Annotated in this window: 24 protein-coding genes; 13 read left to right on the top strand and 11 right to left on the bottom strand. The window is 62.3% G+C overall.

The window, feature by feature from the left end; all coding sequences use genetic code 11:
- Window positions 1–111 precede the first annotated feature (111 nt).
- The 6 genes from FG13_RS11570 to FG13_RS11545 all read right to left on the bottom strand — a co-directional run bounded on the left by FG13_RS11570 (window position 112) and on the right by FG13_RS11545 (window position 5,751).
- Entirely contained in the window at window positions 112–582 is a 471-nt protein-coding gene (locus FG13_RS11570) for a peroxiredoxin (RefSeq protein ID WP_034785468.1), read from the bottom strand.
- 75 nt (window positions 583–657) lie between these two features.
- On the bottom strand, window positions 658–1,617 hold the full coding sequence (locus FG13_RS11565; RefSeq protein WP_035820990.1) for a polysaccharide deacetylase family protein: 960 nt from the start codon (window positions 1,615–1,617) through the stop codon (window positions 658–660).
- A complete protein-coding gene (locus FG13_RS11560; protein WP_035820989.1) occupies window positions 1,617–2,669 on the bottom strand; it encodes a bifunctional UDP-4-keto-pentose/UDP-xylose synthase in 1,053 nt (350 codons plus the stop codon). Before FG13_RS11560 ends, FG13_RS11565 begins: the two co-directional genes overlap by 1 nt.
- 21 nt (window positions 2,670–2,690) lie before the next feature.
- Window positions 2,691–3,608 (bottom strand): formyltransferase, encoded by a 918-nt coding sequence (locus tag FG13_RS11555; protein WP_035820987.1) that lies wholly within the window; start codon window positions 3,606–3,608, stop codon window positions 2,691–2,693.
- On the bottom strand, window positions 3,608–4,603 hold the full coding sequence (locus tag FG13_RS11550) for a glycosyltransferase (RefSeq protein WP_035827954.1): 996 nt from the start codon (window positions 4,601–4,603) through the stop codon (window positions 3,608–3,610). The genes FG13_RS11555 and FG13_RS11550 overlap by 1 nt, the downstream gene beginning before the upstream one ends.
- 11 nt (window positions 4,604–4,614) lie before the next feature.
- Complete coding sequence (locus FG13_RS11545) at window positions 4,615–5,751, bottom strand: DegT/DnrJ/EryC1/StrS family aminotransferase (RefSeq protein ID WP_035820985.1); 1,137 nt, start codon at window positions 5,749–5,751, stop codon at window positions 4,615–4,617.
- Here FG13_RS11545 and FG13_RS31100 point away from each other — a divergent pair.
- The gene (locus FG13_RS31100) at window positions 5,750–5,881 is read left to right on the top strand and encodes a hypothetical protein (protein ID WP_268747014.1); all 132 of its coding nucleotides are present in this window, start codon (window positions 5,750–5,752) and stop codon (window positions 5,879–5,881) included. The two genes, FG13_RS11545 and FG13_RS31100, sit on opposite strands and share 2 nt — an antisense overlap.
- Window positions 5,882–5,956: 75 nt before the next feature.
- Here the strand turns inward: FG13_RS31100 and FG13_RS11540 are convergent, their stop codons facing one another.
- Both FG13_RS11540 and FG13_RS11535 read right to left on the bottom strand, forming a co-directional pair.
- Complete coding sequence (locus FG13_RS11540; RefSeq protein WP_035820983.1) at window positions 5,957–7,630, bottom strand: glycosyltransferase family 39 protein; 1,674 nt, start codon at window positions 7,628–7,630, stop codon at window positions 5,957–5,959.
- Window positions 7,627–8,019, bottom strand: coding sequence for an Mth938-like domain-containing protein (locus FG13_RS11535; protein ID WP_035820981.1), 393 nt, complete (start codon window positions 8,017–8,019; stop codon window positions 7,627–7,629). The genes FG13_RS11540 and FG13_RS11535 overlap by 4 nt, the downstream gene beginning before the upstream one ends.
- A 424-nt stretch (window positions 8,020–8,443) precedes the next feature.
- On the opposite strand from FG13_RS11535, the gene FG13_RS11530 reads away from it, so the two are divergent.
- A complete protein-coding gene (locus tag FG13_RS11530; protein ID WP_034750427.1) occupies window positions 8,444–9,673 on the top strand; it encodes a pyridoxal phosphate-dependent aminotransferase in 1,230 nt (409 codons plus the stop codon).
- Window positions 9,674–9,747: 74 nt separating this feature from the next.
- Window positions 9,748–11,070: a homoserine dehydrogenase gene (locus FG13_RS11525; RefSeq protein WP_035820979.1), complete on the top strand. Its 1,323-nt coding sequence runs from the start codon at window positions 9,748–9,750 to the stop codon at window positions 11,068–11,070.
- A 210-nt stretch (window positions 11,071–11,280) separates the two neighbouring features.
- Here the strand turns inward: FG13_RS11525 and FG13_RS11520 are convergent, their stop codons facing one another.
- Genes FG13_RS11520 through FG13_RS11510 form a run of 3 tightly spaced genes read right to left on the bottom strand, consistent with a single transcriptional unit; the run spans window position 11,281 to window position 13,886 of the window.
- Window positions 11,281–11,631 (bottom strand): ribonuclease E inhibitor RraB, encoded by a 351-nt coding sequence (locus tag FG13_RS11520; protein ID WP_051958944.1) that lies wholly within the window; start codon window positions 11,629–11,631, stop codon window positions 11,281–11,283.
- A 21-nt stretch (window positions 11,632–11,652) separates the two neighbouring features.
- Window positions 11,653–13,167 (bottom strand): sensor histidine kinase, encoded by a 1,515-nt coding sequence (locus FG13_RS11515; RefSeq protein ID WP_051958942.1) that lies wholly within the window; start codon window positions 13,165–13,167, stop codon window positions 11,653–11,655.
- A complete protein-coding gene (locus FG13_RS11510) occupies window positions 13,164–13,886 on the bottom strand; it encodes a response regulator (protein ID WP_035827948.1) in 723 nt (240 codons plus the stop codon). The genes FG13_RS11515 and FG13_RS11510 overlap by 4 nt, the downstream gene beginning before the upstream one ends.
- Before the next feature lie 214 nt (window positions 13,887–14,100).
- Between FG13_RS11510 and FG13_RS11505 the strand changes: the two genes are divergently transcribed.
- The 10 genes from FG13_RS11505 to FG13_RS11460 all read left to right on the top strand — a co-directional run bounded on the left by FG13_RS11505 (window position 14,101) and on the right by FG13_RS11460 (window position 23,274).
- Entirely contained in the window at window positions 14,101–15,162 is a 1,062-nt protein-coding gene (locus tag FG13_RS11505) for a porin (protein ID WP_035820978.1), read from the top strand.
- Between the two features lie 3 nt (window positions 15,163–15,165).
- Complete coding sequence (locus tag FG13_RS11500; RefSeq protein WP_081922539.1) at window positions 15,166–16,161, top strand: tripartite tricarboxylate transporter substrate-binding protein; 996 nt, start codon at window positions 15,166–15,168, stop codon at window positions 16,159–16,161.
- A 43-nt stretch (window positions 16,162–16,204) separates the two neighbouring features.
- Window positions 16,205–17,302: an ABC transporter substrate-binding protein gene (locus FG13_RS11495; RefSeq protein ID WP_035820977.1), complete on the top strand. Its 1,098-nt coding sequence runs from the start codon at window positions 16,205–16,207 to the stop codon at window positions 17,300–17,302.
- A 69-nt stretch (window positions 17,303–17,371) separates the two neighbouring features.
- Window positions 17,372–19,162, top strand: a complete 1,791-nt coding sequence (locus FG13_RS11490) for an ABC transporter permease (protein WP_035820976.1) — start codon at window positions 17,372–17,374, stop codon at window positions 19,160–19,162.
- A 35-nt stretch (window positions 19,163–19,197) separates the two neighbouring features.
- Complete coding sequence (locus tag FG13_RS11485) at window positions 19,198–20,271, top strand: ABC transporter ATP-binding protein (RefSeq protein WP_035820974.1); 1,074 nt, start codon at window positions 19,198–19,200, stop codon at window positions 20,269–20,271.
- 235 nt (window positions 20,272–20,506) lie between these two features.
- Window positions 20,507–20,665 (top strand): AbrB family transcriptional regulator, encoded by a 159-nt coding sequence (locus FG13_RS29430; RefSeq protein ID WP_081922538.1) that lies wholly within the window; start codon window positions 20,507–20,509, stop codon window positions 20,663–20,665.
- Between the two features lie 529 nt (window positions 20,666–21,194).
- Window positions 21,195–21,956 carry a beta-ketoacyl synthase chain length factor gene (locus tag FG13_RS11475; RefSeq protein ID WP_035827944.1) on the top strand — a complete coding sequence of 254 codons (762 nt, stop codon included), beginning with the start codon at window positions 21,195–21,197 and terminating at the stop codon, window positions 21,954–21,956.
- Window positions 21,949–22,740, top strand: a complete 792-nt coding sequence (locus FG13_RS11470) for a lysophospholipid acyltransferase family protein (protein ID WP_035820970.1) — start codon at window positions 21,949–21,951, stop codon at window positions 22,738–22,740. The genes FG13_RS11475 and FG13_RS11470 overlap by 8 nt, the downstream gene beginning before the upstream one ends.
- Window positions 22,733–22,987, top strand: coding sequence for a phosphopantetheine-binding protein (locus FG13_RS11465; RefSeq protein WP_035820969.1), 255 nt, complete (start codon window positions 22,733–22,735; stop codon window positions 22,985–22,987). The genes FG13_RS11470 and FG13_RS11465 overlap by 8 nt, the downstream gene beginning before the upstream one ends.
- A gap of 20 nt (window positions 22,988–23,007) precedes the next feature.
- On the top strand, window positions 23,008–23,274 hold the full coding sequence (locus FG13_RS11460; protein ID WP_374106831.1) for an acyl carrier protein: 267 nt from the start codon (window positions 23,008–23,010) through the stop codon (window positions 23,272–23,274).
- Window positions 23,275–23,276: the final 2 nt, after the last annotated feature.

Here is a 23,276-nt window from a genome sequence, read left to right as displayed (position 1 = left end):
GTGGATGGAGGCGCTTCGTTGACTCAAAATGGCGATAGGTACCGTGAACTGAACTGCGGTTGAACCAGGCTCGCTGGAAGCCGACAACGCGCATTGGATCAATATGGACGATCAATTCAGATGCGCTACGAATTCCAGCACTTCTTCCACGTGAGTTGCGACCTTCACGCCTCTCCATTCTTTCACCAATCGGCCCTGGGCGTCAATCACAAACGTGCTGCGCTCGACGCCACGAACCGTCTTGCCGTACATCTGTTTCATCTTCATGACGTTAAACAGCAGGCAAACGGCTTCGTCCGGGTCGGAAATGAGCTCGAATGGCAGCTCCAGCTTGGCTTTGAAGCTTTCGTGCGAGCGCAGGGAATCGCGGCTGATGCCGTAGATTTCCACGCCGGCAGCGACGAATTGCGAATACGCATCGCGGAAGGCGATGTTTTCCGTGGTGCAGCCAGGAGTGTTGTCCTTCGGATAGAAAAACAGCACCGTGGCCTTGGCCGGACGGCCCAGCAACTGAAAGGTCTTGCCGCTGGTCATGGCGGCGCTAAAGTCGGGTATGCTAACGAGGGATTGGCTATCAGCCACAGGTTCTCTCCTGAACGGTGATCATCAGCGCTGGTTTTTAATCTGGCAACGCATCCAGGTGCAACAATACAGCATTCAGGCCGCTTTGCCCTGCACAATCAGGCGTCCCGAACGGCCTGGCAACTCATCCCAGGTGACGGGACAAACGGGCAAGTCCGTATTTTTTATCTTTTCATAATAATCGCCCATCGCTGCAAACTGGTAGCCCTGGGTTTTCCAGCCAGCCAGCAGTTGTTCGAAAATGGGGGCGAGTTTCTGTCCTTCAAGTTCCGCATGCAAGGTATACACGTGATCGCGGGGATTATCCGCCGTCAGCGACAATATATGCGCGGCAACATTGCCGGTCGTGATCAGCTTGCCGTCGATTTCGCAGCCCAGCAATTCATCCAGGGTGGGCAGAGTGGTGGGCAATTGTACGCATTGCAGGATGGTGTTGCCGTTGCGCACGCGGTGCGGGCCATTGCTGGCATGCACCATGGCGCCGCGCGCGTCGAGCATGGCGCGGCCGTCGGAGGCAAAGCGGTAGCCGGCCGTGTCGTGTTCGACAAAGGCGCTGACATTCATTTGCCAGCCGGCCGCGCCGTGCGTGTGTGGCTTGGCGCCAAACACTTGCTCGTAGCGGTTGGCGGCCTTGCGCATCATGTTGATGGTCCAGGCGGCGTTGCGCTTGGCCACGTTGTCTTGCCACAGGGTGTGATCCCAGGTGTGGATGCCGCACTCGAAACCGGCATCGCGCACGGCGCGCAATTGCGCCGCGCATTGCTTGCCGATATCGGGTCCCGGCAGCAAAGTGCCGTACATCAATGTTTTCAAGCCGTAGTGTTCGACCACCGAGGTGCGCGAGACCTTGCTGAAAAAGCCCGGCTTCAAGGCGCGCCGCAGGGCCCAGCCCGTATGGTCGGGGCCCAGCGAGAACAGAAAAGTGGCCTTGGCCTGGTGCGCGGCCAGCATGCGCACCAGATTGCCCATGCCTTCACGGGTGCCGCGATAGGTATCGACGTCGATTTTCAGGGTCAGGAACGGCTTGCTCAACATTAATCCATCAGTGCTTTGGCTTGGGCTACCTGGCTGCGGTAGGCGTCGAAAATATTGCGCAGGGAATCGGCCATGGTGGTGGTCGGCGCCCAGCCCAGCTCTTCGCAGGTATTCGTGATTTTCGGCACGCGGTTTTGCACGTCCTGGTAGCCGGCGCCGTAGTAGGCGCCCGAGGTCGTTTCCACGATGTTCACGTGTTTCGCGCCTTCGGCGTATTCCGGATATTCGGCGGCCAGGGTCAGCATCATGCCGGCCAGGTCGCGGATCGAATAGTTATTGATCGGATTGCCAATGTTGTAGATCTTGCCGCTGGCGATGCCGTTCTTGTTGGCGATGATGCGCATCAGCGCATCGATGCCGTCGTCGATGTAGGTGAACGCGCGTTTCTGCGCGCCGCCGTCGACCAGCGAGATGTTTTCGCCGCGCACGATATGGCCGAAGAATTGCGTCACCACGCGCGAGGAACCTTCTTTTGGCGTGTGGATCGAGTCCAGGCCCGCGCCGATCCAGTTGAACGGACGGAACAGGGTGAAGTTCAAACCTTCCATGCCGTAGCCCCAGATCACGCGGTCCATCAGCTGCTTGGCGTTCGAATAGATCCAGCGCGGCTTGTTGATCGGGCCGCAGATCAGTTCCGAGTTTTCCGGGTCGAATTCCTCGTCATGGCACATGCCATACACTTCCGAGGTCGACGGGAAGACCAGGTGCTTGCCGTACTTGGCGGCCGAGCGGACGATGGGCAGGTTGGCTTCGAAGTCCAGTTCGAAGACGCGCAGCGGCTGCTTGACGTAGGTCGACGGCGTGGCGATGGCCACCAGCGGCAGGATCACGTCGCATTTCTTGACGTGGTATTCGACCCATTCCTTGTTGATCGTGATGTCGCCTTCGAAGAAGTGCATGCGCGACTTGTAGTTGTCATCTTCCAGCAATTCCGTGATGCGGTCCGTGTTCATGTCCATGCCGTAGACATGCCAGTCGGTGGTTTCCAGGATGCGCTTGGACAGGTGGTGGCCGATGAAGCCGTTGACGCCTAAGATGAGGACTTTTTTCATGTGAGATTCTCTTGTGTGATATCAGTGTGTGCTGACGCGGGTGGTCAGACTTGCTTGCAATTGCTGAGCCGAAACCGGCTCCCCGGCAGCCCTCAGCGCGGAAATGGCCAGCATGCGGCCGTCTCCGCAGACGCCAAAGATGCAATTATCCACTACCGCCAAGCCAGGTGGCAAACTTCCTGCTGAAAGCTTGCTTAAACGGGCTTTTTCGATGATGTAAATGACATCGTTGACTTCGGTGAACGCGCCGGGATAGGGGGGCGCGACGGCCCGGTGCAGGTTGTATACCTGCTGCGCCGGTAACTTCCAGTCGATGCGGCCGTCTTCCGGCGTGCGTCCGCCAAAGTAGCCGCCCTGGCGCAAATCGTTGAGCTGGCGCGGCGCCGTGCCGTCCAGCAAGGCCGGCAACACGTGCCACAAGGTTTGTTCGGCCGCCACGGTGACCTTGCCGAAGACTTCGAAGGCCGTGTCGTCGGGCAGGATGGGCACGGCAGTTTGCGCGACGATGGCGCCGGCATCGGGCTTGACCGTCATTTCATGCAGGGTGGCGCCCGTTTGCGGGGCGCCATGCAGCACGGCCCAGTTGACGGGCGCGCGGCCGCGGAACTGCGGCAGCAGTGAGCCGTGCATATTGTAGGCGGGCGCGACTTCCAGGATGCTGGCCGGCAGCATGTGGCGGTAGTAAAAGCTGAACAGCATGTCCGGTGCCGCCGCCCGCACCTGCGCCAGCAACTCGGGCGCGCGCGCGTCCGAAGGCGTGATGTAGGGGATGCCTTCAGCCTGGCACAGGCTGGCGACGGATTCGAACCACAGGTTTTCCGTGGGGCTGTCTTCGTGCGTGACGACGAGGGCGATGTCGACGCCGCCGGCCAGCAGCACCTTGATGCAGCGCACGCCGACATTGTGGTAGCCGAAGACGACGGCGCGTGGGGCGCCCATCAGCGGCCCACCTGGCGCTTTTCCAGGCGCACATACGATGCCGCCTCGGCTTCCGCCTGGACCATGCCGTCCTGCAAGATGGTTTGCACCACGTAGCGGGGACGGGCGCGCACTTGCTGGAAGATGCGTCCCACGTATTCGCCCACCAGGCCGATGCCGAACAGGATCACGCCCATCAGGAAGAAGGCGATGGCGAACAGGGTAAACACGCCCTGCGCCTCGGCGCCGAACAGGAAGCGGCGCGCCAGCAGATAGATCACCAGCACGGCCGAACTGAAGGACAGCAGCATGCCCAGCATGGAAAAGATTTGCAGGGGTATCAGCGAAAAGCCCGTGACCAGGTCGAAATTGAGACGGATCAGGCTGTACAGCGAATATTTCGACTCGCCGGCCGAGCGTTCCTCGTGCTCGACGGTAATTTCCGTGGGCTTGCGGGCAAACGTGTAGGCCAGGGCAGGCACGAAGGTGTTGACCTCGGCGCACTGGTTGACCAGGTCGATCACGTTGCGGCCATACGCGCGCAGCATGTTGCCCTGATCGGTAATCTTGATATTCGTGATCTTTTCACGCAGACGATTCATCATCTTCGAGGCCAGGGTGCGCCAGGCGGAATCTTGCCGCTTGCGCCGGATCGAGCCCACGTAATCGTAGCCTTCGCGCATCTTCGCCACCAGGTTGCCGATTTCTTCGGGCGGGTTTTGCAGGTCGGCGTCGAGCGTGACCATGATTTGCCCGCGCGACGCTTCAAAACCGGCCAGGATGGCCATGTGCTGGCCATAATTACCGTTGAACAGGACGACGCGCGTGACGTCGGGGCGCTGGCGGAACTGCTCCGCCAGGATGGCCACCGAATTGTCGCGGCTGCCATCGTTGACGAAGATGATCTCGTAGCTCGTCTGCAGGGCGTCCAGAGCCGGATACAGGCGGGCGAACAGGCTGGCCAGGCCATCCTGCTCGTTGTAGATTGGAATGATAATGGACAGTTCAGGTTTCATCGGCGCGCTGCTCATTTGATGAGTATGGATTTGACGGTGGCGACGGCGCGTTCCACGTCCTGTGTCGTCATGGCGTAGAACATCGGCAAGGTCACGGTCAGGCGGCCGATCTTTTCCGAGACGGGGAACATGCCCTCGGTAAAGCCGCGTTCGCGGTACATGGTAAACAGGTGGATCGGTGCGTAATGATAGCCCGTTCCCACGTTTTGCTGCGCCATTTGCTGCATGAAGTCAGCGCGCGTGCCGGGGCCATTGTCGGGCAGGATGATCTGGAACAAATGCCAGTTGCTGTTCTCAAAATCCTGCACCGGCAGCTGGGCGCCGCTCAGGGCTTCGAAGTCGCTGCCGAATTGCTCAAAGTAATGGCGCGCGAGCGCGCGGCGGTGGGCCGTGATCGCATCGATATTAGCGAACTGGCCCAGGCCGATGGCGGCCATGATGTCGCTCATGTTGTATTTGCCGCCCAGCACGTCGACGTCGATGCCGTCGACGCCGCTGCGCGTGACGCCCTGCAGCCGGTATTTCTCGGCCAGCTTCGCTTCTTCCAGGTTGTTCAGGACCAGCGCGCCGCCTTCGCCCGTGGTGATGTTCTTGTTGGCCTGGAAGCTGAACGAGACGAAGTCGCCAAACGCGCCGATGCGCTTGCCTTTCCAGGTGGAGCCGAACGCTTGCGCCGCGTCTTCCACGACGCGCAGCTTGTACTTGTCGGCAATCCCGTACAGGCGGTCCATGTCGACGGGCAAGCCGGACAGGTAGACGGGGATGATGGCTTTGGTGCGCGGGGTGATGGCCGCTTCCAGCTTGTCGAGGTCGATATTGCGCGTGACGGGGTCGATGTCGGCAAACACGGGCGTGGCGCCCACTTCGATGATGACGTTGGCCGTCGCTACCCACGACACGGGCGTGGTGATGACTTCGTCGCCGGGGCCTATGCCGGCGATGCGCAGCGCGATTTCCATGGTGCACGTGCCCGAATTGAAGGTGCGCACGGGACGCCCGCCGAAATACTCGGACAGCTGGGCTTCGAAGGCCTGCACTTTCGGGCCGCTGGTGATCCAGCCCGAGCGCAGCACGTCGCCGACGGCGGCGATGGTCGCTTCATCGATGGTGGGTTTGGAAAAGGGCAAAAAGGGCAGGGTAGAGGTCATGGGCGCAATTCTTGAATCTGTGTTGGGTCAGGGTATCGGCATCGCCGAGGCTGCCAGTGCCGTGAAAGGCGGCTGGCAGGCATGGCTATTTTATATCGTCAGTATGGCGGCGCAGCCAGTTCAGCGGTGAAAAATCCAGCTGATGCGGGGGCGGGGCAGGCTGGCCGGGGGCGCGGTCCGTGCTGCCTCGCGCCCCGGTTAAACATTATTTGTTGGCAATGACCATGCGGCGCGCATCTTCGGCAATCACGCGCATGGGCACGCCACGCGCTTGCAATTCCTTGTAACGGTTCAGGCTGATAATGGCCATGCCGCGCACGCCCGCATTGGCATCGTTCGTCCATTGCGTGATGAAAGTCTCGATGTCCGGAATGGACAGCTCGGGCTGCTGTTTCAGGCCAAACGTGAACTCATCCCAGTAATCGACGAGGATCACGGGCCGCTGCAGGTAATACGTCAGCGACTGCTCATAGATGCCGACAGAATACAGCTTGGTATCGGCCGTCAGTTCGGCCTGGATCTGCGGCAGCATGTCGGTGCCTGCGCGGTTCTGGCCATACAGTTCGGAGCCGGCCAGGATGCAGTGCGTGGCCAGGAAGCCGGCGCCGGCGATCGTCAGCACCGTCATGTCGCGGCGCAGCTGGCGCGCATGCAGCAAGGCCAGGGCGCCGCCGGCCAGGGCGAAGAAGCCGGCCGCCATCAGCCATGGCTGGTAACCCTTGAGCGCGACCAGGGCTTCCGCGTCGCGTGCGCTGGCCTTGCCGAAGGCGATCGGTCCGCCGATCAGGATGGCCGCGCCCAGCACGCACAGCAGGCCGGCGGCGAACAGGCGCTGGCGGCGCGAAGCCGATTCCAGATACAGCGCCACCAGCAGGGCCAGCGCCGGGAAGACGGGCACGATGTAGCCAGGCAGCTTCGAGGTTGAATAGCTGAAGAAGAAGAAAATGAAGACGGCCCAGATCAGCAGCATCAAGCGGGGCTGGAAGGCGCCTTCCTGGCGCTTGAATGCGGCGGCCAGGCTTTGCGGCAGCACGCCTATCCAGGGCAGGATGCCGGGAATGAGCAGCACGAGGAAGTAGTACCAGGCGCCTTCGCGCTTGTGGCCCTTCATCAGGAAGCGCTGGAAGTGCTCGTGGATGAAGAAGAAGTGCGGCTGTTCCGGATTGCGCAGGGCGACCAGCACGAACCACGGCGTGGCGATGGCGAAAAACACCAGCAAGCCCTTGACCAGGTGCAAGCGCGTCCAGATGCGCCAGTCGCGCGCGCACAGCGAATACAGCACCAGCACGGCGCCCGGCAGCACGATGCCGATCAGGCCCTTGGCCAGCACGGCCAGCGCCATGGCGGCCCAGCAGGCCAGCATCCAGTTGCGCCGCTCATTCGCCGTGGCGTCGTCGCGCTGCGCGATCAGCAGGCTGCCCAGGGTGAGGGTCATCATGCCCGACAGGCCCATGTCCAGCGAATTGATCTGGCCGGAAGCGAGCCAGAACAGGCTCGACGCCAGCACCAGGCCGGCATACAGGCCCACGCGCGGGCCGAACACTTTTTTGCCCGCGTAGGCCGTCATGCACACGCCGATGATGCCGCACAGGCCAGTCCACAAACGTGCCTGCCATTCGCCCAGGCCGAAGGCGGCGAAGGTCAGCGCATTCATCCACGTTTGCAGCGGTGGCTTCTCAAAGTATTTGATACCGTTCAGGCGCGTGGTGATCCAGTCGCCCGTGACGAACATTTCGCGCGCCATCTCGGCGTAGCGGCCCTCGTCGGGCGGTACCAGGGTACGGATACCCAGCGCATACAGGGTGACGACGATGAAGATGCCCAGCAGCGACCACATCAGCACCCGCGACGAGTGCAGCTCGTTGACGTTGATTTTCATGCGGCCTTGCCCGCGGCCGGGGCCAGGATCAGGGCCAGGGTGGCCTTGCGGCCTTCGCCCATGAGGATATTGTAGGTGCGGCAGGCAGCCTGGCTATCCATGCATTCGACGCCGATGCGGCGCATGGTCAGCGCTGCCGTCAGTTTCGGATGCACGAAGCGCTGGCGCTCGCCCGTGCCGAGGATGACCACGTCGGGTGCGTCGGCCAGGATTTGCGCGAAATGCGCCTCGGTCAATTCTTCGAAACTGGTGACTTCCCACGCCCGTGGCGGTGTTTCCGGCATGACGATCAGGCTGTAGTTGTACGGCTGGGCATTGATCTCGACGCCGTTTTCGTCATAGCCGGTGACAGTCTGGTATTGTTGGGTGCTGCTGGCATGGAGTTTCATGGCGATATCGGGGGCTGGTCGTGTCGGTTGATCGGTGCGCGCGCGGCCAAACTGCGTGCCGCGGCCAAGGGCGTAAGCATGCCATAAATGACAGAAAAGAGCGACTGAAAAGCAACATCCTTTCCAAATTGCAATGTTCGGCGCCACAGTGGCGATGCCTGCTTTCGCCATGGTAATGCTGCAAGATTAAGGGAAGATGAAGATGGCACCCGCCCGATTGCCGTGCGGAGGCGCCGGCGTGGCAGAATCGGCGTCAAATGCTGGGGTTGGCCATGTTTAATTTGATAAAATGGCCTGTTTTCGGCGAGAATGGTTGTTTTCGCCTTGCAGTCTTTCGCATCGCAGTTTCACGGGTTCATAGTTCTGGCGCGGCTATCATGCTGCAAGTTCTGGTCACCGCGCCGCATCACGACAGGGATTTATTTTGCGACCGATTCAGAAATCGAATAAATTGGCGGACGTCTGCTACGACATCCGCGGCCCGGTCCTGGAAAAATCCAGGCAAATGGAAGAAGAAGGCCACAAGATCACCAAGCTCAATATCGGCAATCTGGCCGTATTCGGCTTCGATCCGCCCGACGAGATCGTGCGCGACATGATGCTCAATCTGCAGAACGCGGCCGGCTATACGGATTCGAAAGGCATGTTCGCGCCGCGCAAGGCCGTCATGCACTACACGCAGGGCAAGAATATCGCCGGCGTGACCATCGATGACATTTACCTGGGCAATGGCGCTTCCGAACTGATCGTCATGTCGATGAACGCGCTGCTCAACAGTGGCGACGAAGTGCTGGTGCCGGCGCCCGATTACCCGCTGTGGACGGCCGCCGTCAGCCTGTCGGGCGGCAATCCCGTGCATTATGTGTGCGACGAGCAGAACGAATGGTATCCCGACATCGAGGACATGCGCCGCAAGATCACGCCGCAGACCAAGGCCATCGTCGTCATCAACCCGAACAATCCCACGGGCGCGCTGTATCCGGTTTCCGTGCTGCTGCAGATCGTCGAACTGGCGCGCCAGCACCAATTGATCATTTTCGCCGACGAGATCTACGACAAGGTGCTGTACGACGAAGCCGAGCACGTGTCCATCGCCTCGCTGGCCGACGACGTGCTGTTCATCACCATGAACGGCCTGTCGAAGAATTACCGCTCCTGCGGCTACCGTTCCGGCTGGATGGTGGTCTCGGGCGAAAAACGCCACGCAAAAGATTACATCGAAGGCCTCAACATGCTGGCCTCGATGCGGCTATGCGCCAACGCGCCGGGGCAGTTTGCTATCCAGACGGCGCTTGGCGGCTACCAGAGCATACAAGACCTGGTGGGGCCCGGCGGGCGCCTGTTGAAACAGCGCGACCTGGCGCACAAGCTGCTGACCGATATTCCGGGCGTCACCTGTGTCAAGCCAAAGGCCGCGCTGTACATGTTCCCGCGCCTGGACCCGGAGATCTACCCGATCGCCGACGACCAGCAGTTTGCCTATGAATTACTGGCCGAAGCGAAGGTCCTGATCGTGCAGGGTACGGGCTTCAACTGGATCGCGCCCGACCATTTCCGCGTCGTCTTCCTGCCCAACTCCGATGACCTGACCGAGGCCATGGGGCGCATTGCGCGCTTCCTCGAAGGCTATCGCAAGCGTCACGGCCGGGGCTGAACCAGCCAGCAGCAATCTCGATCAACCTGGCGTCGCCCAAAGGGGGCGCCACTTATGAGCAGTCAAGCACAACTATGAAATCCATCAAGATCGGCCTGCTGGGCCTGGGCAACGTCGGTTACGGCACGTTCAGCGTCCTGAAACGCAACCAGGAAGAAATCAAGCGCCGCGCGGGCCGCGGCATTGAAGTCGTCGCCGTCGCCGTGCGCGACGTGGCGCGCGCCGAAGCGCTTGTCGCCGGCGGCTGCAAGGTCGTCAACGACCCCTACCAGATCGTCAACGATCCCGAGATCGACATCGTCGTCGAACTGATCGGTGGCTACGACCTGTCGAAAACCCTGGTCATGCAGGCGATTGCCAACGGCAAGCACGTGGTCACGGCCAACAAGGCCCTGCTGGCCGTGCACGGCAACGAAATCTTCGCCGCCGCCCAGGACAAGGGCGTGATGGTGGCCTTCGAGGCGGCCGTCGCCGGCGGCATCCCCATCATCAAGGCGCTGCGCGAAGGCTTGACGGCCAACCGCATCGAATGGATCGCCGGCATCATCAACGGCACCACCAATTTCATTCTGTCCGAGATGCGCGACAAGGGCCTCGATTTCGCCACCGTGCTGAAACAGGCGCAGGAACTCGGCTATGCCGAAGCCGACCCTACCTTCGACATCGAAGGCGTCGACGCCGCGCACAAGGCGACCATCATGTCGGCCATCGCCTTCGGCATCCCGGTGCAGTTCGACAAGGCCTACGTGGAAGGCATCAGCAACCTCAATGCCGTCGACATCCGCTACGCCGAGCAGCTGGGCTACCGCATCAAGCTGCTGGGCATCACCAAGCGCGCCACCGTCAACGGCGTGGAAGGCATCGAGCTGCGCGTGCATCCGACCCTGATCCCGGCCAAGCGCCTGATCGCCAACGTGGAAGGCGCCATGAACGCGGTGCTGGTGCATGGCGACGCCGTCGGCGCCAGCCTGTACTCGGGCCGCGGCGCGGGCGCCGAGCCGACCGCTTCATCGGTGATCGCCGACCTGGTCGACATCACGCGCCTGGCCACGGCCGACCCGGAACACCGCGTGCCGCACCTGGCGTTCCAGCCGAATGCGATGACCGATATCGCGATTCTGCCGATGTCGGAAATCACCACCAGCTACTACCTGCGCATGCACGTGGCCGACCAGCCGGGCGTGCTGGCCGACCTGACGCGCATCCTGGCCGAACGCGGCATCTCGATCGACGCCATGCTGCAAAAAGAGCCGGCCGAGGGCGAGACGCATACGGACATCATCATGCTGACGCACCAGACGCAGGAAAAGAACGTCACGGCCGCCATCGAGAAGATGGAAGCGTTGAACAGCGTGGTGGGCACGGTCACCAAGATCCGCCTGGAAAACCTCAGCTGAGCGTTTGCCGCGATCCATGCAAAACGGCGCCCGCGGGCGCCGTTTTTTTATGCGTGATGTTGCCGGATGACGGCGCCCACGCCCATGTGGTCATGGCCAGTAGGTCGGATTAGTGCGGCAAGGCCGCACGTAATCCGACAACATTGTTGGCATGGATGGTGCTGTCGGATTACGGCCCTTCGGACCTGATCCGACCTACGCCTACGCCGCTCAAGGCGCGGCGACCGGGCCCACGTCCATGCCGTCATAGCTGGCCAGCTGGTTTTCCTGCGCAAACACCATCAGTTCGCCATTGCGCGCGTGCAGGCTGTCGACGCCATGTACTTCGGCCTTTTCCACGTGCAGCACCCACACTGGCGGTGCCGCCGGGTCGTCGAGTTCTGGCTGATACAGCTCCACCGGGCGGTAGCCCTGCAGCGCCAGCAGGGTGGCGGCCTGTTCCAGCGGTTCGGAGGTGGGGTTGGTGAAGTAATAGCCCCACAGCAGCGGCTGGGACAGGTCCCACGGCGCGTTCTCGGCGATATTGGCAAACAGTTCGGTTACATCTTCTTTGGTCATCATGGCGCTGCCTTCCTTAAAATCTCAGGACGCGATCTTAGCATCGACTGGCGCCGGGGCGAAATACACGCCGACTTTCAGCCCGTGTCCATTCGCCGCCGTCGCCAGTTCCAGGCGCGCGCCGTGCAGGGCCACGATGTCGCGCACGATGGCCAGGCCCAGGCCGGCGCCGCCCGGATTGCTTTCCAGCGCCGCGCCGACGCGGTAGAACGGCGTGAACACGCGTTCGCGTTCCGCCGGCGGGATGCCGGCGCCGCTGTCTTCCACTTCCAGCAGCGTTTCGTCTCCACGGCCGCCCGCGCGCACGCGCAGGATCACGCTGCCGTCCTGCGGCGTGTAGCGCAGGGCGTTGTCGACCAGGTTGGCCACCATTTCATGCAGCAGCAGGGCCTGGCCATGCACGGGCGCTTCGTCGGGCGCTTCCAGCGACAGGTCGATATTTTTGCCGACGGCGGCCATGGCCATTTCCAGCCCCACCTGCTGCGCCACGTCGCGCAAGGGCACCGTGTCCATCGCCAGATTCTCGCCGCCATGCTCGATGCGCGCCAGGGTCAGCAGGCGGTTGGCCAGCAGCACGGTCGAATCGGTGGTGACGGCGATCGAACGCACGATGTCGCGCAGGGCGGCGATGTCCGGCGGCGCGCCCGCCTGGCGGTCGCATTCGCGCATGGCCAATTCGGCCTGGGTTTTCAGCACCGTCAACGGCGTGCGCAGCTGGTGCGAGGCATCGGCGATGAAGCGGCGCTGGCTGGCGATCAGCTGCTGCAGGCGCGACATGGAGCCGTTCATGGCGCTCACCAGCGGGCGCATTTCCTTGTGCACCAGCGTGGGATCGACGTCGGACAGGTCGGACAGGGTGCGCGTCTCGACTTCCGTTTTCAGGCGCATCAGCGGGCGCAGCACCAGGCGCACGGCAAACCACACGAGGGCGCCCATCACCAGTATCATCGCGGCCTGCCAGATCAGGGTATCGAACAGGATCTGGTTCGACAGGCCGCGCCGCGCGTCCAGCGTCTCGGCCACCTGGATCAGGGCGATGCCGCGCATCGAGTCGTCATACACGGGCTGCAGCAGGGCGGCGATGCGGATCGGCTTGCCGTGGTAGTCGGCGTGGTAGAAGCGCACCAGGGCCGGATAATTCTGCGAGCGGGGCACGTTTTTCGGCACGGGCGGCAAGTCGCCATAGCCCGACACCAGCTCGCCATTGATGCCCGTCACCTTGTAGTAGATGCGGCCCAGGGTGTCGGTCTCGAAGCTGTCGAGTGCCACGTACGGCACTTCGGCCACTACCTTGCCGTTGACGATGGAGACTCTTTCGGCCAGCGCCCGCGTCGACGCCAGCAGGGAGCGGTCGTAGGCCATGTCGGCTGCGTCGAGCGCATTGCGGTAGACAAAAACGGCATCGAGCAGCACCAGCATCACCAGCGGGATGAGCAGCCAGCGCAGCAGCTGGCTGCGCAAACTGCCCAGCGGCCGGCCCTGCGCCCGGCGCCGGCGCAGGCGTTCCAGCAGGGGCGGGCGTGGGGCGCGCTCGGTCATTTTGGCGCGGCCGGCGCCATCGCGCTGCGCGGCTGCAGCAGGTAGCCGATGCCGCGCAGGGTGGTGATGACGGCGCCGTCGGGCGAGCCGCTTTCCACGCCGTTCTCGAGTTTCTTGCGCACGCGGTGGATGTACAGTTCGATGGCGTCGAGGTTGGCGTCGTCGGCCAGCGCGAAGACTTCGTCGAAGAGTTTTTCCTTCGAGACGGCGCGCCCCGAGCGCGTGATCAGCGCTTCGAGCACCGCGTGTTCGCGCGGCGTCAGCGCCAGCGCCGCGCCGCCATAGCTGAACATGCGCGTGACGGTGTCGAAACTGAGGGCGCCGCAGGTGTGCACAAGGGCTTCGTTGCCCTGGCTGCGTCGCAGCAGGGCTTTTACGCGCGCTTCCAGTTCGGCCAGTTCGAACGGTTTGGCCATGTAGTCGTCCGCGCCCAGGTTCAGGCCCTGTACTTTTTCATCGAGGCCGCCGCGCGCCGTGAGTATCATGACGGGAGTCTTGCCGCGCGTGCCGCCGCGCGCGCGCAGGCGGCGCAGCACGTCCAGGCCATCCATCTTCGGCAGGGTCAGGTCGAGCAGCACCAAAGAATATTCCTGCGTATGCAGCAGGGCGTCGGCATCGGCGCCGTTGTGGGCGGTCTCCACCGTCAGGTGCGCGTCGCGCAGGGCCTTTGCCAGCCAGTGCGACAGCTCCAGATGATCTTCCACTAGTAATATGCGCATGGTCTCCGCCATTCGGTTGAAACGATACAGTGTAAGCCTGCTGGCGCCGCGCCGACAGGGGCGGCGATGAATAAGTTTGTCCTCCTTGTGGCTGGCGGACGACACCTGTCAGTCTGAAAGCGAATTGAAAGGATCACGATCATATAGTGTGATCCTGATTCATGAAATTGATCAGGCATATCACCAATAACTATATCTAAGGGAGACACTTTACATGAAGAAAACCGCATTCTCGCTGGCCGCCATGGCGGTACTCGCCGCAGCCGGCAGCGCCCACGCCCAGTCGAACGTCACCCTGTACGGCCGCCTGGACGCCGGCATCAGCAACACCAGCAACGCCGGTCCGAACAAAAGCTCGATGACGCAAGTGAGCTCCGGCGGCATGAACACCTCGCGCTGGGGCATCCTGGGCAGCGAAGACCTGGGCGGCGGCCTGAAAGCCGTCTTCAATCTGGAAGGCGGCATCCTGGTCGACACGGGCGCGGCCGACGGCGCGCTGTTCAAGCGCCAGGCCAACGTGGGCCTGGAAGGCGCGTTTGGCCGCGTCGTGCTGGGACGTTCGTTCACCACCGTGTACGATTTCGTGCTGCCGTTCGATCCGATGGCGTATGCGCCGTTCTACTCGTGGGCCACTTCGGCAAACGCGACGGGGCCGAGCAAATACGGCATGACGACGGCCTTCGACAACATGGTCAAGTACTCGGGCAAGACGGGCGGCTTCAGCTACGGCGCATCGTACGGTTTCGGCGAACAGTCGACGGGCAATTCGGACAGCGCCAAGCTGTCCACGGCCGTCACCTACAAGACCGGTCCTGTCAGCCTGCTGGCCACGTATGAACAGGTCAACGGCAACACCATCGCCGGCGGCGCGCGCGACAAGACCACCGTCTACCACCTGGGCGCCATGTATGACGACGGCCCGTGGAAAGTGCAGGCGGCGGCGCGCGACTACAAGCTCGATCCTGCGGCAGCCGGCAAGGCCGACGTGCGCGGCACCCTGTACTGGGGCGGCGTCAGCTACAAGACCACGCCGGTCGTCACCTTGACGGGCGTGATCTACTACCAGGACGTGAAAAACGTGGCCGCCAACCTCAATGCCGATCCGATCATGTACGTGGCGCGCGTGCGCTATGCCCTGTCCAAGCGCACCGACCTGTATGTGGCGGGCGCCTACGCCAAGGCCAAGCACAACCAGCTGGTCAGCCTGTCGCGTGACGACGCCGGTTTCGGCGACACGCAGCGCGGCCTGATCGCCGGCATCCAGCACCGCTTTTAAGGCATGAGCATGCTGCGCACCGCGTTCCTGTCGTTGCTGTTGTCGTTTGCGCCGCTGCCCGCGCTGGCGGCAGCGGCCGCGCCTGAAGTCGACTGCGTGGTGCCGTCCAAGCCGGGCGGCGCCATGGACCTGACCTGCAAGCTGGCGCAGAAAGGGCTGCTGCAGCCCGATCCGGCGGCGGCAGCGCCGTTCGCGTCCTCGGTGCGCATCAGCTATCTGCCGGGCGGCATCGGCGCGGTGGCGTGGCGCTCGATGGGGTCGCAGCGCCGGCGTGCCGAAGCCAACACCCTGGTGGTGTTTTCGGGTGGTTCGCTGCTGAACCTGGCGCAAGGCAAGTTCGGCAACGCCAAGACGGGCGACGTGCGCTGGGTGGCGGCGCTGGGCGCCGACTACGGCATGATCGCCGTGCGCAGCGACTCGCCCTACAAGAGCCTGGCCGACCTGATCGCCGCGCTCAAGCGCCACCCCGACAAGGTGCTGATCGGCGTGTCCGGCACCATCGGCAGCCAGGACTGGGTGAAGATGGCGCTGGTGGCGCGCAAGGCCGGCATCGACCCGAAAGTGCTGCGCTTCGTGGCGCTGGAAGGTGGCGGCGAGATCTTCACGGCGATGCAGGCCAACTACGTGCAGGTGATGTCGGGCGACACGTCGGAAGCGACCCTGAACGCGGGCGACAGCCATGCGCGCGTGCTGGCGGTGCTGTCGGAAAAGCGCTTGCCCGGCGTGCTGGCCAGCGTGCCGACGGCGCGCGAGCAGGGCGTCGACGTGGTCTGGCCCATCATCCGCGGCCTGTGGATGGGGCCGCAAGTGCCGGAAGCGGATTACCAGCGCTGGGTGGCCACGTTCGACCGTGCGATGGCCACGCCGCAGTTTGCCCAGTGGCGCACGCAATCGGGCATGTATCCGTTCGCGCTGACGGGCGACAAATTGACGCAGTACGTGAACCAGGCAGTCGAACGCTACTCCAGGCAGGCGGCCGAACTGGGCCTGATGCGCTGAATCCAATAGCAAACCAAACAACAATCACAGACGGAGACAAACCATGCAAACCAAAACCATTCTCGCCATCGCCCTGGCCGCCGCTTTCGCGGGTAGCACCGGCGCCGCTTTCGCGCAGGTGCCGGCAGGTTATCCGGCCGATTACCAGAAGATCATCGACGCGGCCAAGAAGGAAGGCAAGGTGGTGATCTACAGCGCCACCGACAGCAAGGCCGCCGCGCCGCTGATCAAGGATTTCAGCGCCCTGTATCCCGGCATCTCGGTCGAATACAACGACATGAATTCGACGGAAGTGTACAACCGCTTCATTTCCGAAGTGGCCGCCGGCGGCAACACGGCCGACGTGATGTGGTCATCGGCGATGGACTTGCAGATGCGCCTGGCCTCCGATGGCTACGCCCTGAAATACAAGTCGGTCGAAGCGGGCAAGATTCCCGGCTGGGCCATGTGGGACGACCAGGCCTACGGCACCACGTTCGAGCCTGCCGCCATCGTCTACAACAAGCGTTTGCTCGATCCGAAGGAAGTGCCGAAGAACCACGACGACTTCGTCAAGCTGATCGCCACGCCGAAATTCAAGGACAAGGTCACCACCTACGACATCGAAAAGTCGGGCGTGGGCTTCATGTTCATGGCGCAGGACGCGAAGGAATATCCGCAGTTCCTGGCGCTGCAAAACGCGTTTGGCACGGCCAAGGTGCGCGTGCAGTCGTCGACGGGCACCATGATGGAGCGTATTTCGTCGGGCGAAAACCTGATCGGCTACAACGTGCTGGGCTCCTACGCCCTGGTGCGGGCCAAGACCGATCCGTCGATCGGCGTGGTGCTGCCCAAGGATTACACGCTGATCCTGTCGCGCGTGCAGTTCATCAACAAGAACGCGAAGAACGTCAACGCCAGCAAGCTGTGGCTCGACTACATCCTGTCGCACCGCGGCCAGACCATCATTGCGAACGGCGCCAAGCTGTTCGCCATCCGCGCCGACGTCACGGGCGAGACCACCTCGGCGGACCTGATCAAGGAAATCGGCGCGGCCAATGTCAAGCCGGTGCCGGTGCATCCGATCATCCTGCAATTCCTGGGACCTGCCAAGCGCATGGCATTCCTCAAGCAATGGAAAGAAACAGCCGGCAAGAAGTAACGCCGTTCTGGCCGTCCGCAGGCGCGTGCCCGCGGACGGATGCCGTACCCTTCATTCATTGGATTCATCATGCAAACTGCTATCTTGCCGCTGCCTGCACGGTCGCGCTCTCCCTTGTCGCGCCTGAACTGGCCGCGCGGCGTGGTCGTGGCGATCACCATGGTCGCCATTTTCCTGCCGCTGTTCCTGATTTTTTACCAGAGCTTTTTGAACGCGCCGTTTTTCATGCCGGTGCGCGAATTCGGCTTTGATTCCTATCGTTTCATCTTCGATGATCCCGATTTCTCGATGGCCTTCAAGAATGGCCTGATGCTTGCCTGCGGCCTGACCGTGATCGCCGTGCCGCTGGGCGGCATGCTGGCCTTCCTGATGGTGCGCACGGATTTGCCTGGCCGCGGCTGGGTGGCGCCGATGCTGCTGGTGCCGATCTTTGTCTCGCCGATGGTGATGGGCTTTGGCTACGTCGTGTCGATGGGACCCGTGGGCTTTTACTCGGTCTGGGCCAAGGAGCTGTTCGGCTTCGTGCCCTGGAATATTTATTCCTTCACCAGCATCGTCATCATCGCCGGCCTGACGCACGTGCCGCACGTCTACCTGTATGCCTCGTCAGCCCTGAAAAGCCTGGGTTCGGACGTGGAAGAGGCGGCCCGCGTGGCCGGCGCTTCGCCGGTGCAGGTCATGCTCAACGTGTCGCTGCCGATGATCATGCCGGCGCTGGCGTATGCGGGCGTGCTGGTGTTCTTCCTCGGCTTCGAAGTATTCGGCCTGGTGCTGGTGCTCGGCGATCCGGAAGGCCATCTGGTGCTGCCGACCTATCTGTACAAGCTGACGAATAAACTCGGCACGCCGTCGTACCACCTGATGGCCGCCGTCGCCGTCTGCCTGGTGATGGTGACCATGCCGCTGGTGATGATACAGCGCTGGCTGCTCAAGTCCGCCAACAAATATGTGTCGATCAAGGGCAAGGGCGCGCGCAGCAAGGCGATGCCGCTGGGCCGCTGGAAGTGGCTGGCGTTTGCCTTGCTGGCAGGCTGGCTGATCTTCACCATCATCCTGCCTTTGAGCGGCATCGTGCTGCGCTCCTTCGTGCAGTACTGGGGCGAGGGCGTGCACCTGGCCGACGTATTGACCTTGCAGCACTTCCGCGACATTTTCGACCAGCCATCGCTGGTGCGCGGCATCGTCAACACCATCCTGATCGGCGTCGTCGGCGGCGCGCTGGCCGTGGGCTGCTACAGCTTCATCGCGCTGGCCATGCACCGCAAGCAGGACGGCATCACGCGCCTGCTCGACTACAGCGTGCTGGTGCCGCGCGCCGTGCCGGGTTTGCTCGCCGGCCTGTCGTTCCTGTGGGTATTCCTGTTCGTGCCGGCCTGGCTCGACGGCATATTGAAGGGCATGGACAACGGCGTGGCCCTGTGGCTGAGCGGCCATGTGATCCCCGTGCTGCGCGAAGTGCGCTCGACGATCTTCGCCCTGTGGCTCGCGTATTCGGTGGTGTGGATGGCCTACGGCATGCGTTTGATTTCCACGGCGCTGCTGCAAGTGGGACCGGAGCTGGAAGAGGCGGCGCGCGCCGTCGGCGCCAACCGTGGCCAGGTGACACGCGACGTGACCCTGCCGCTGATCAAATACGGCTTGCTGGGCGCCTGGCTGATGGTGTTCCTGATCTTCGAGCGCGAATATTCGACGGGCGTGTACCTGCTCTCGCCGGGCACGGAAGTGATCGGCGCCATGCTGGTGTCGCTGTGGGCGGGCGGCTCGACCGATCTGGTGGCGGCGCTGTCCTTCATCAATATCACCCTGGTGGCCATCGGCCTGGGCATCGCGCTGCGCTTTGGCGTGAAGTTACACAACTGAGCCGCATAACTAAATACAAAGACTGAGACCACATCATGAATGAATTGACCGTCAATGAGCTGTACCTCGACTACGGCACCGGCGCTTCCGCCAACCAGATCCTGAAGGGTGTCTCGATGCACCTGAAAAAAGGCGAAGTGGTCGCCCTGCTGGGGCCTTCGGGCAGCGGCAAGACCACCTTGCTGCGCGCCGTCGCCGGCCTGGAAAGCCCGAAGGCGGGCACCATCCAGATCGGCGAGCGCAATGTTTTCGATGGCGCGAAGCATTTCGAGATGGCGGCCGAGCACCGCAACCTGGGACTGGTGTTCCAGTCGTACGCGCTGTGGCCGCACAAGACCGTGTTCGACAACGTCGCCTACGGCCTCAAATTGCGCAAGATGGGCAGCACGGAAATCGCCGCGCGCATCAAGGAAGTGCTGACGCAGCTGGGCCTGGGCCACCTGGGCGAACGCTATCCGCACCAGCTGTCCGGCGGCCAGCAGCAGCGCGTGGCGATCGCCCGCGCGCTGGTGTACAACCCGCCCGTGATCCTTCTCGACGAACCGCTGTCCAACCTGGACGCCAAGCTGCGCGAGGAAGCACGCGCCTTCCTGCGCGAACTGATCGTGCGTCTGGGCCTGTCGGCCCTGATGGTGACGCATGACCAGGGCGAGGCGATGGCCATTTCCGACCGTATCCTGCTGCTGAATAACGGCAAGATCGAGCAGCAGGGCACGCCGCAAAGCATGTATGAAACGCCGGACACCCTGTTCACGGCCGAATTCATGGGCAGTAACAACCGCTTGCCCGGCAAGGTGGTGCAGCGCGAAGGCAATCAGGTGCGCCTGCAGGTCGATGGCGTGTCCATGCAGGGCGTGGCGCGCGGCGCCAACGTGGGCACGGAGGTGACCACCATGATACGCGTCGAGGAAGTCAAGATCAGCGCCACGCAGGTCGACAACGCCATCGAGCTGCCGCTGCTGACGTGCATGTACCTGGGCGACCGCTGGGAATGCCTGTTCGAGCGCGGCGGCGCCGAAAACATCAGCCTGCGCGCCTATTCGCGCCACAAGCTCGAAGCGGGCAAGTACTGGCTGCACATGCCGGCCGATAAGCTCTGGGTGTTTTAACGTTGGCGAGGTGGCCATGCTGGCGCACAGTATATTGCCCTTCCTGTGCGGCACTGGTCACCGGATTGGCGGGCGCCACCATCTGTTGCGCCTGCCCGGATTGATGATCGCACGGACTCCCTGTTCATCGTCATCGCCCTGGCCCTGGATACATGCTTTGGCCTCGCCTTCCTGCATACTGCTCCCCGCTACATGGCCGGCGCGGCTCGGTGCAGCTTCTTGATGCTGCTGGTCGCTGCCCTTCGGGCTGGCCTTGTCGCACTGGCAGGGCATCCATCCCTGCAAGGCCATCCTGGCCACCTCGTCCGATGGCGTCGCCAATATGTCGCTGACAGCCAAGACCCTGCATATGGGCGCGCCCATCGTCACGGCGTTTCATGTTTTTTCATGCTGATATGTAAAGCCGCCAGAGTTGAATCGGCCGGCTGGAACTGGCATAAAGCAAACGCTCTGTATCGTCCTTGCCGCGCACCTGCTTTAAGCCATGCGTGGGTAATATGTGGCTGCCCGTTTTTCCAGGGCATTTCATCCTGGCGACGCACTGGCCAGTCATGCCCGGCGACCGTATTTTCCGCGCCATTGCGCCATGTTGAGTGTGTTATCTAAAAACAACGCTCCACTTTGTGGTATGCGCACCTTGTTTTGATCATGGATAAAAAAACACCCGTTCCGAGAATGCCGGCGGTTTGCCGGAGAATGCTTATTCTCCCATTGAAAATAATCGATGTGAATGTTGCAAATAGTAACTAAAGTGAGGTCAAACTTTAAAAGATGGATTTTGTATTTGCATTTAAAAAGTTGCTCCACGGCCATTTATTTTAGTTATTTTTACTTCCTTCGTTTATAATTTGAAAAGAACGCCGGCGAGGCTTTTTGCGCAGTTTTGACGTGAGTTCGCCTTTTTTGAGCTCAGGGATATGCATATGCGCACCGACGGTGTCCGTTTTTCAATTGTCAGACATGCCGCATGGGCGCCAGGCCTGGAAACGCCGCAGCAATGGCGCGCGTGGGCGCAAAGCACCTTGCCCGTCGCACCGATTGCTGCTGCTGGCGAGCCGGGCGTGCGTGCGATGACGCCGATGCTGCGCCGCCGCGCCGGTCAGCTGGGCAAGATGGCGCTCGAAGTGGCGTACGCCTGCCTCGGCGAACAGCGTGATATTCCGCTCGTCTTTTGTTCCCGCCATGGCGAGGTGGCGCGCGCCGTCGAACTGTTGTCGGCGCTGGCCCAGGGCGAACCCCTGTCGCCGACGGCATTTGGCATGGCCGTGCACAATGCCAGCGCAGGCCTGTTTTCCATCGCCCGCGCCGATACGGCGAATCAGCTGGCCATCGCTGCCGGTGCGGCCAGCCTCGAAGCCGCGGTGATCGAGGCGTGCGGCTTGCTGGCCGATGGCGCTGCGCAGGTATTGCTGGTGCTGGCGGAGTGTCCCTTGCCGGTGCCATTCGAAGCTTTTGAAGACTGCCATGAGCAGTCGCATGCGTTTGCCTGGCTGCTGCAGGCCGAGGCTACCCCTGGCACCGCTTTCAGCCTGACGTGGCGCGCCCGCGGCAGTGATGACGCGTTGGCGGTGGCCGCCGGCGCCATGCCGGGCAGCCTGGCCGTATTGCGATTCATGCTCGGCGAGGCTCGCACGTTCGAGCATGCGGCCAACCGCCAGGCATGGTGCTGGAGCCGTCATGCATAGGCTGAAGGCTGTCCGTACCGGCCTGTCGATAGGCTGGCGTACCATCGCGACCGCGCTCAGTTTTGCCGCCTTCGGCCTCGGTGGCTTGTTGCTGCGCGTGCTGGTGTTTCCCGTGCTGCAGATGCTGGTGTGGCGGCGCGAGACGCGCATTGCCTGCGCGCGCACCATCATCCGCTGGAGTTTTCGCTTGTACATCGGTCTGATGCGTTTTCTCGGCGTACTGCGCTACGACTTGCACGGTCTCGACAAGCTGGAACGCGGCGGCTTGCTGATCCTGGCCAATCATCCGACCCTGATCGACACGATTTTCCTGATGGCGTATGTCAAGCAGGCCGATTGCATCGTCAAGTCCGATTTGTGGAATAACCCGTTTACGGGTGGTCCCGTGCGCGCGGCAGGCTATATCAATAACACGGGCGGCGCCGAACTGGTGGACGCCTGCCTGGCATCGCTGGAGCGCGGCAACAACCTGATCATTTTCCCGGAAGGCACGCGCACGCCATGCAGCGGCGAGGTCGTGCTGAAGCGGGGCGCGGCGAATATCGCCGTGCGCGGCCGCCGCGACGTGACGCCCGTGCTGATACGTTGCCTGCCCAGAACCCTGGGCAAGGGCGAGCCATGGTGGCGCGTGCCGGCCCGCCGTGCGCATTTCGAGATCGCCGTGCAGGACGACCTGGCGATCGGCGAGTTTACCGGCGGTGGCGCCAGCGACGTGATGGCGGCGCGTACCTTGACCACTCATTTGCAACATTACTTTAGCGGGAAACAGGAACAACATGCTTGAACAAGAAGTGAAGGAACTGATCATCGATGCGCTGCAACTGGAAGACGTGAGCGCTGCCGATATCGATACGGATGCGCCCCTGTTTGTCGAGGGCCTGGGACTCGATTCGATCGATGCGCTGGAACTGGGCGTCGCCCTGCAAAAAAAATACGGCATTTCCCTGTCGGCCGATTCGGCCGATACGCGTCGCCACTTTGCCTCGGTACGGGCGCTGGCGGCCATGGTTGACACTCACAGAAAGAAGTAAGGAGCAGCAAAATGGTAGATATGAGCGCAATGAGCCGCGATGAATTGTACGCATGGGTGGTGCAGCTGCTGGCCGAAATGTTCGAGCTCGACCCGGCGGCGCTGACGCCGCAGTCGAATCTGTATGCCGAACTCGATATCGACAGCATCGACGCGGTCGACCTGGCGGTCAAGCTGAAGCAGCTGACGGGCAAGCGCCTGCAGCCGGAAGTGTTCAAGACCATCCGCACGATCGACGATGTGGTCGAGGCGCTGCGCGCGATGTCGGTGTCGGAACAGGCGGCATAACG

Source organism: Janthinobacterium sp. RA13 (assembly GCF_000745325.1).
GTDB lineage: Bacteria > Pseudomonadota > Gammaproteobacteria > Burkholderiales > Burkholderiaceae_D > Janthinobacterium > Janthinobacterium rivuli.
The sequence above is the reverse complement of the archived record's forward strand: the minus strand, read 5'-3'. Positions and strand labels throughout refer to the sequence as shown.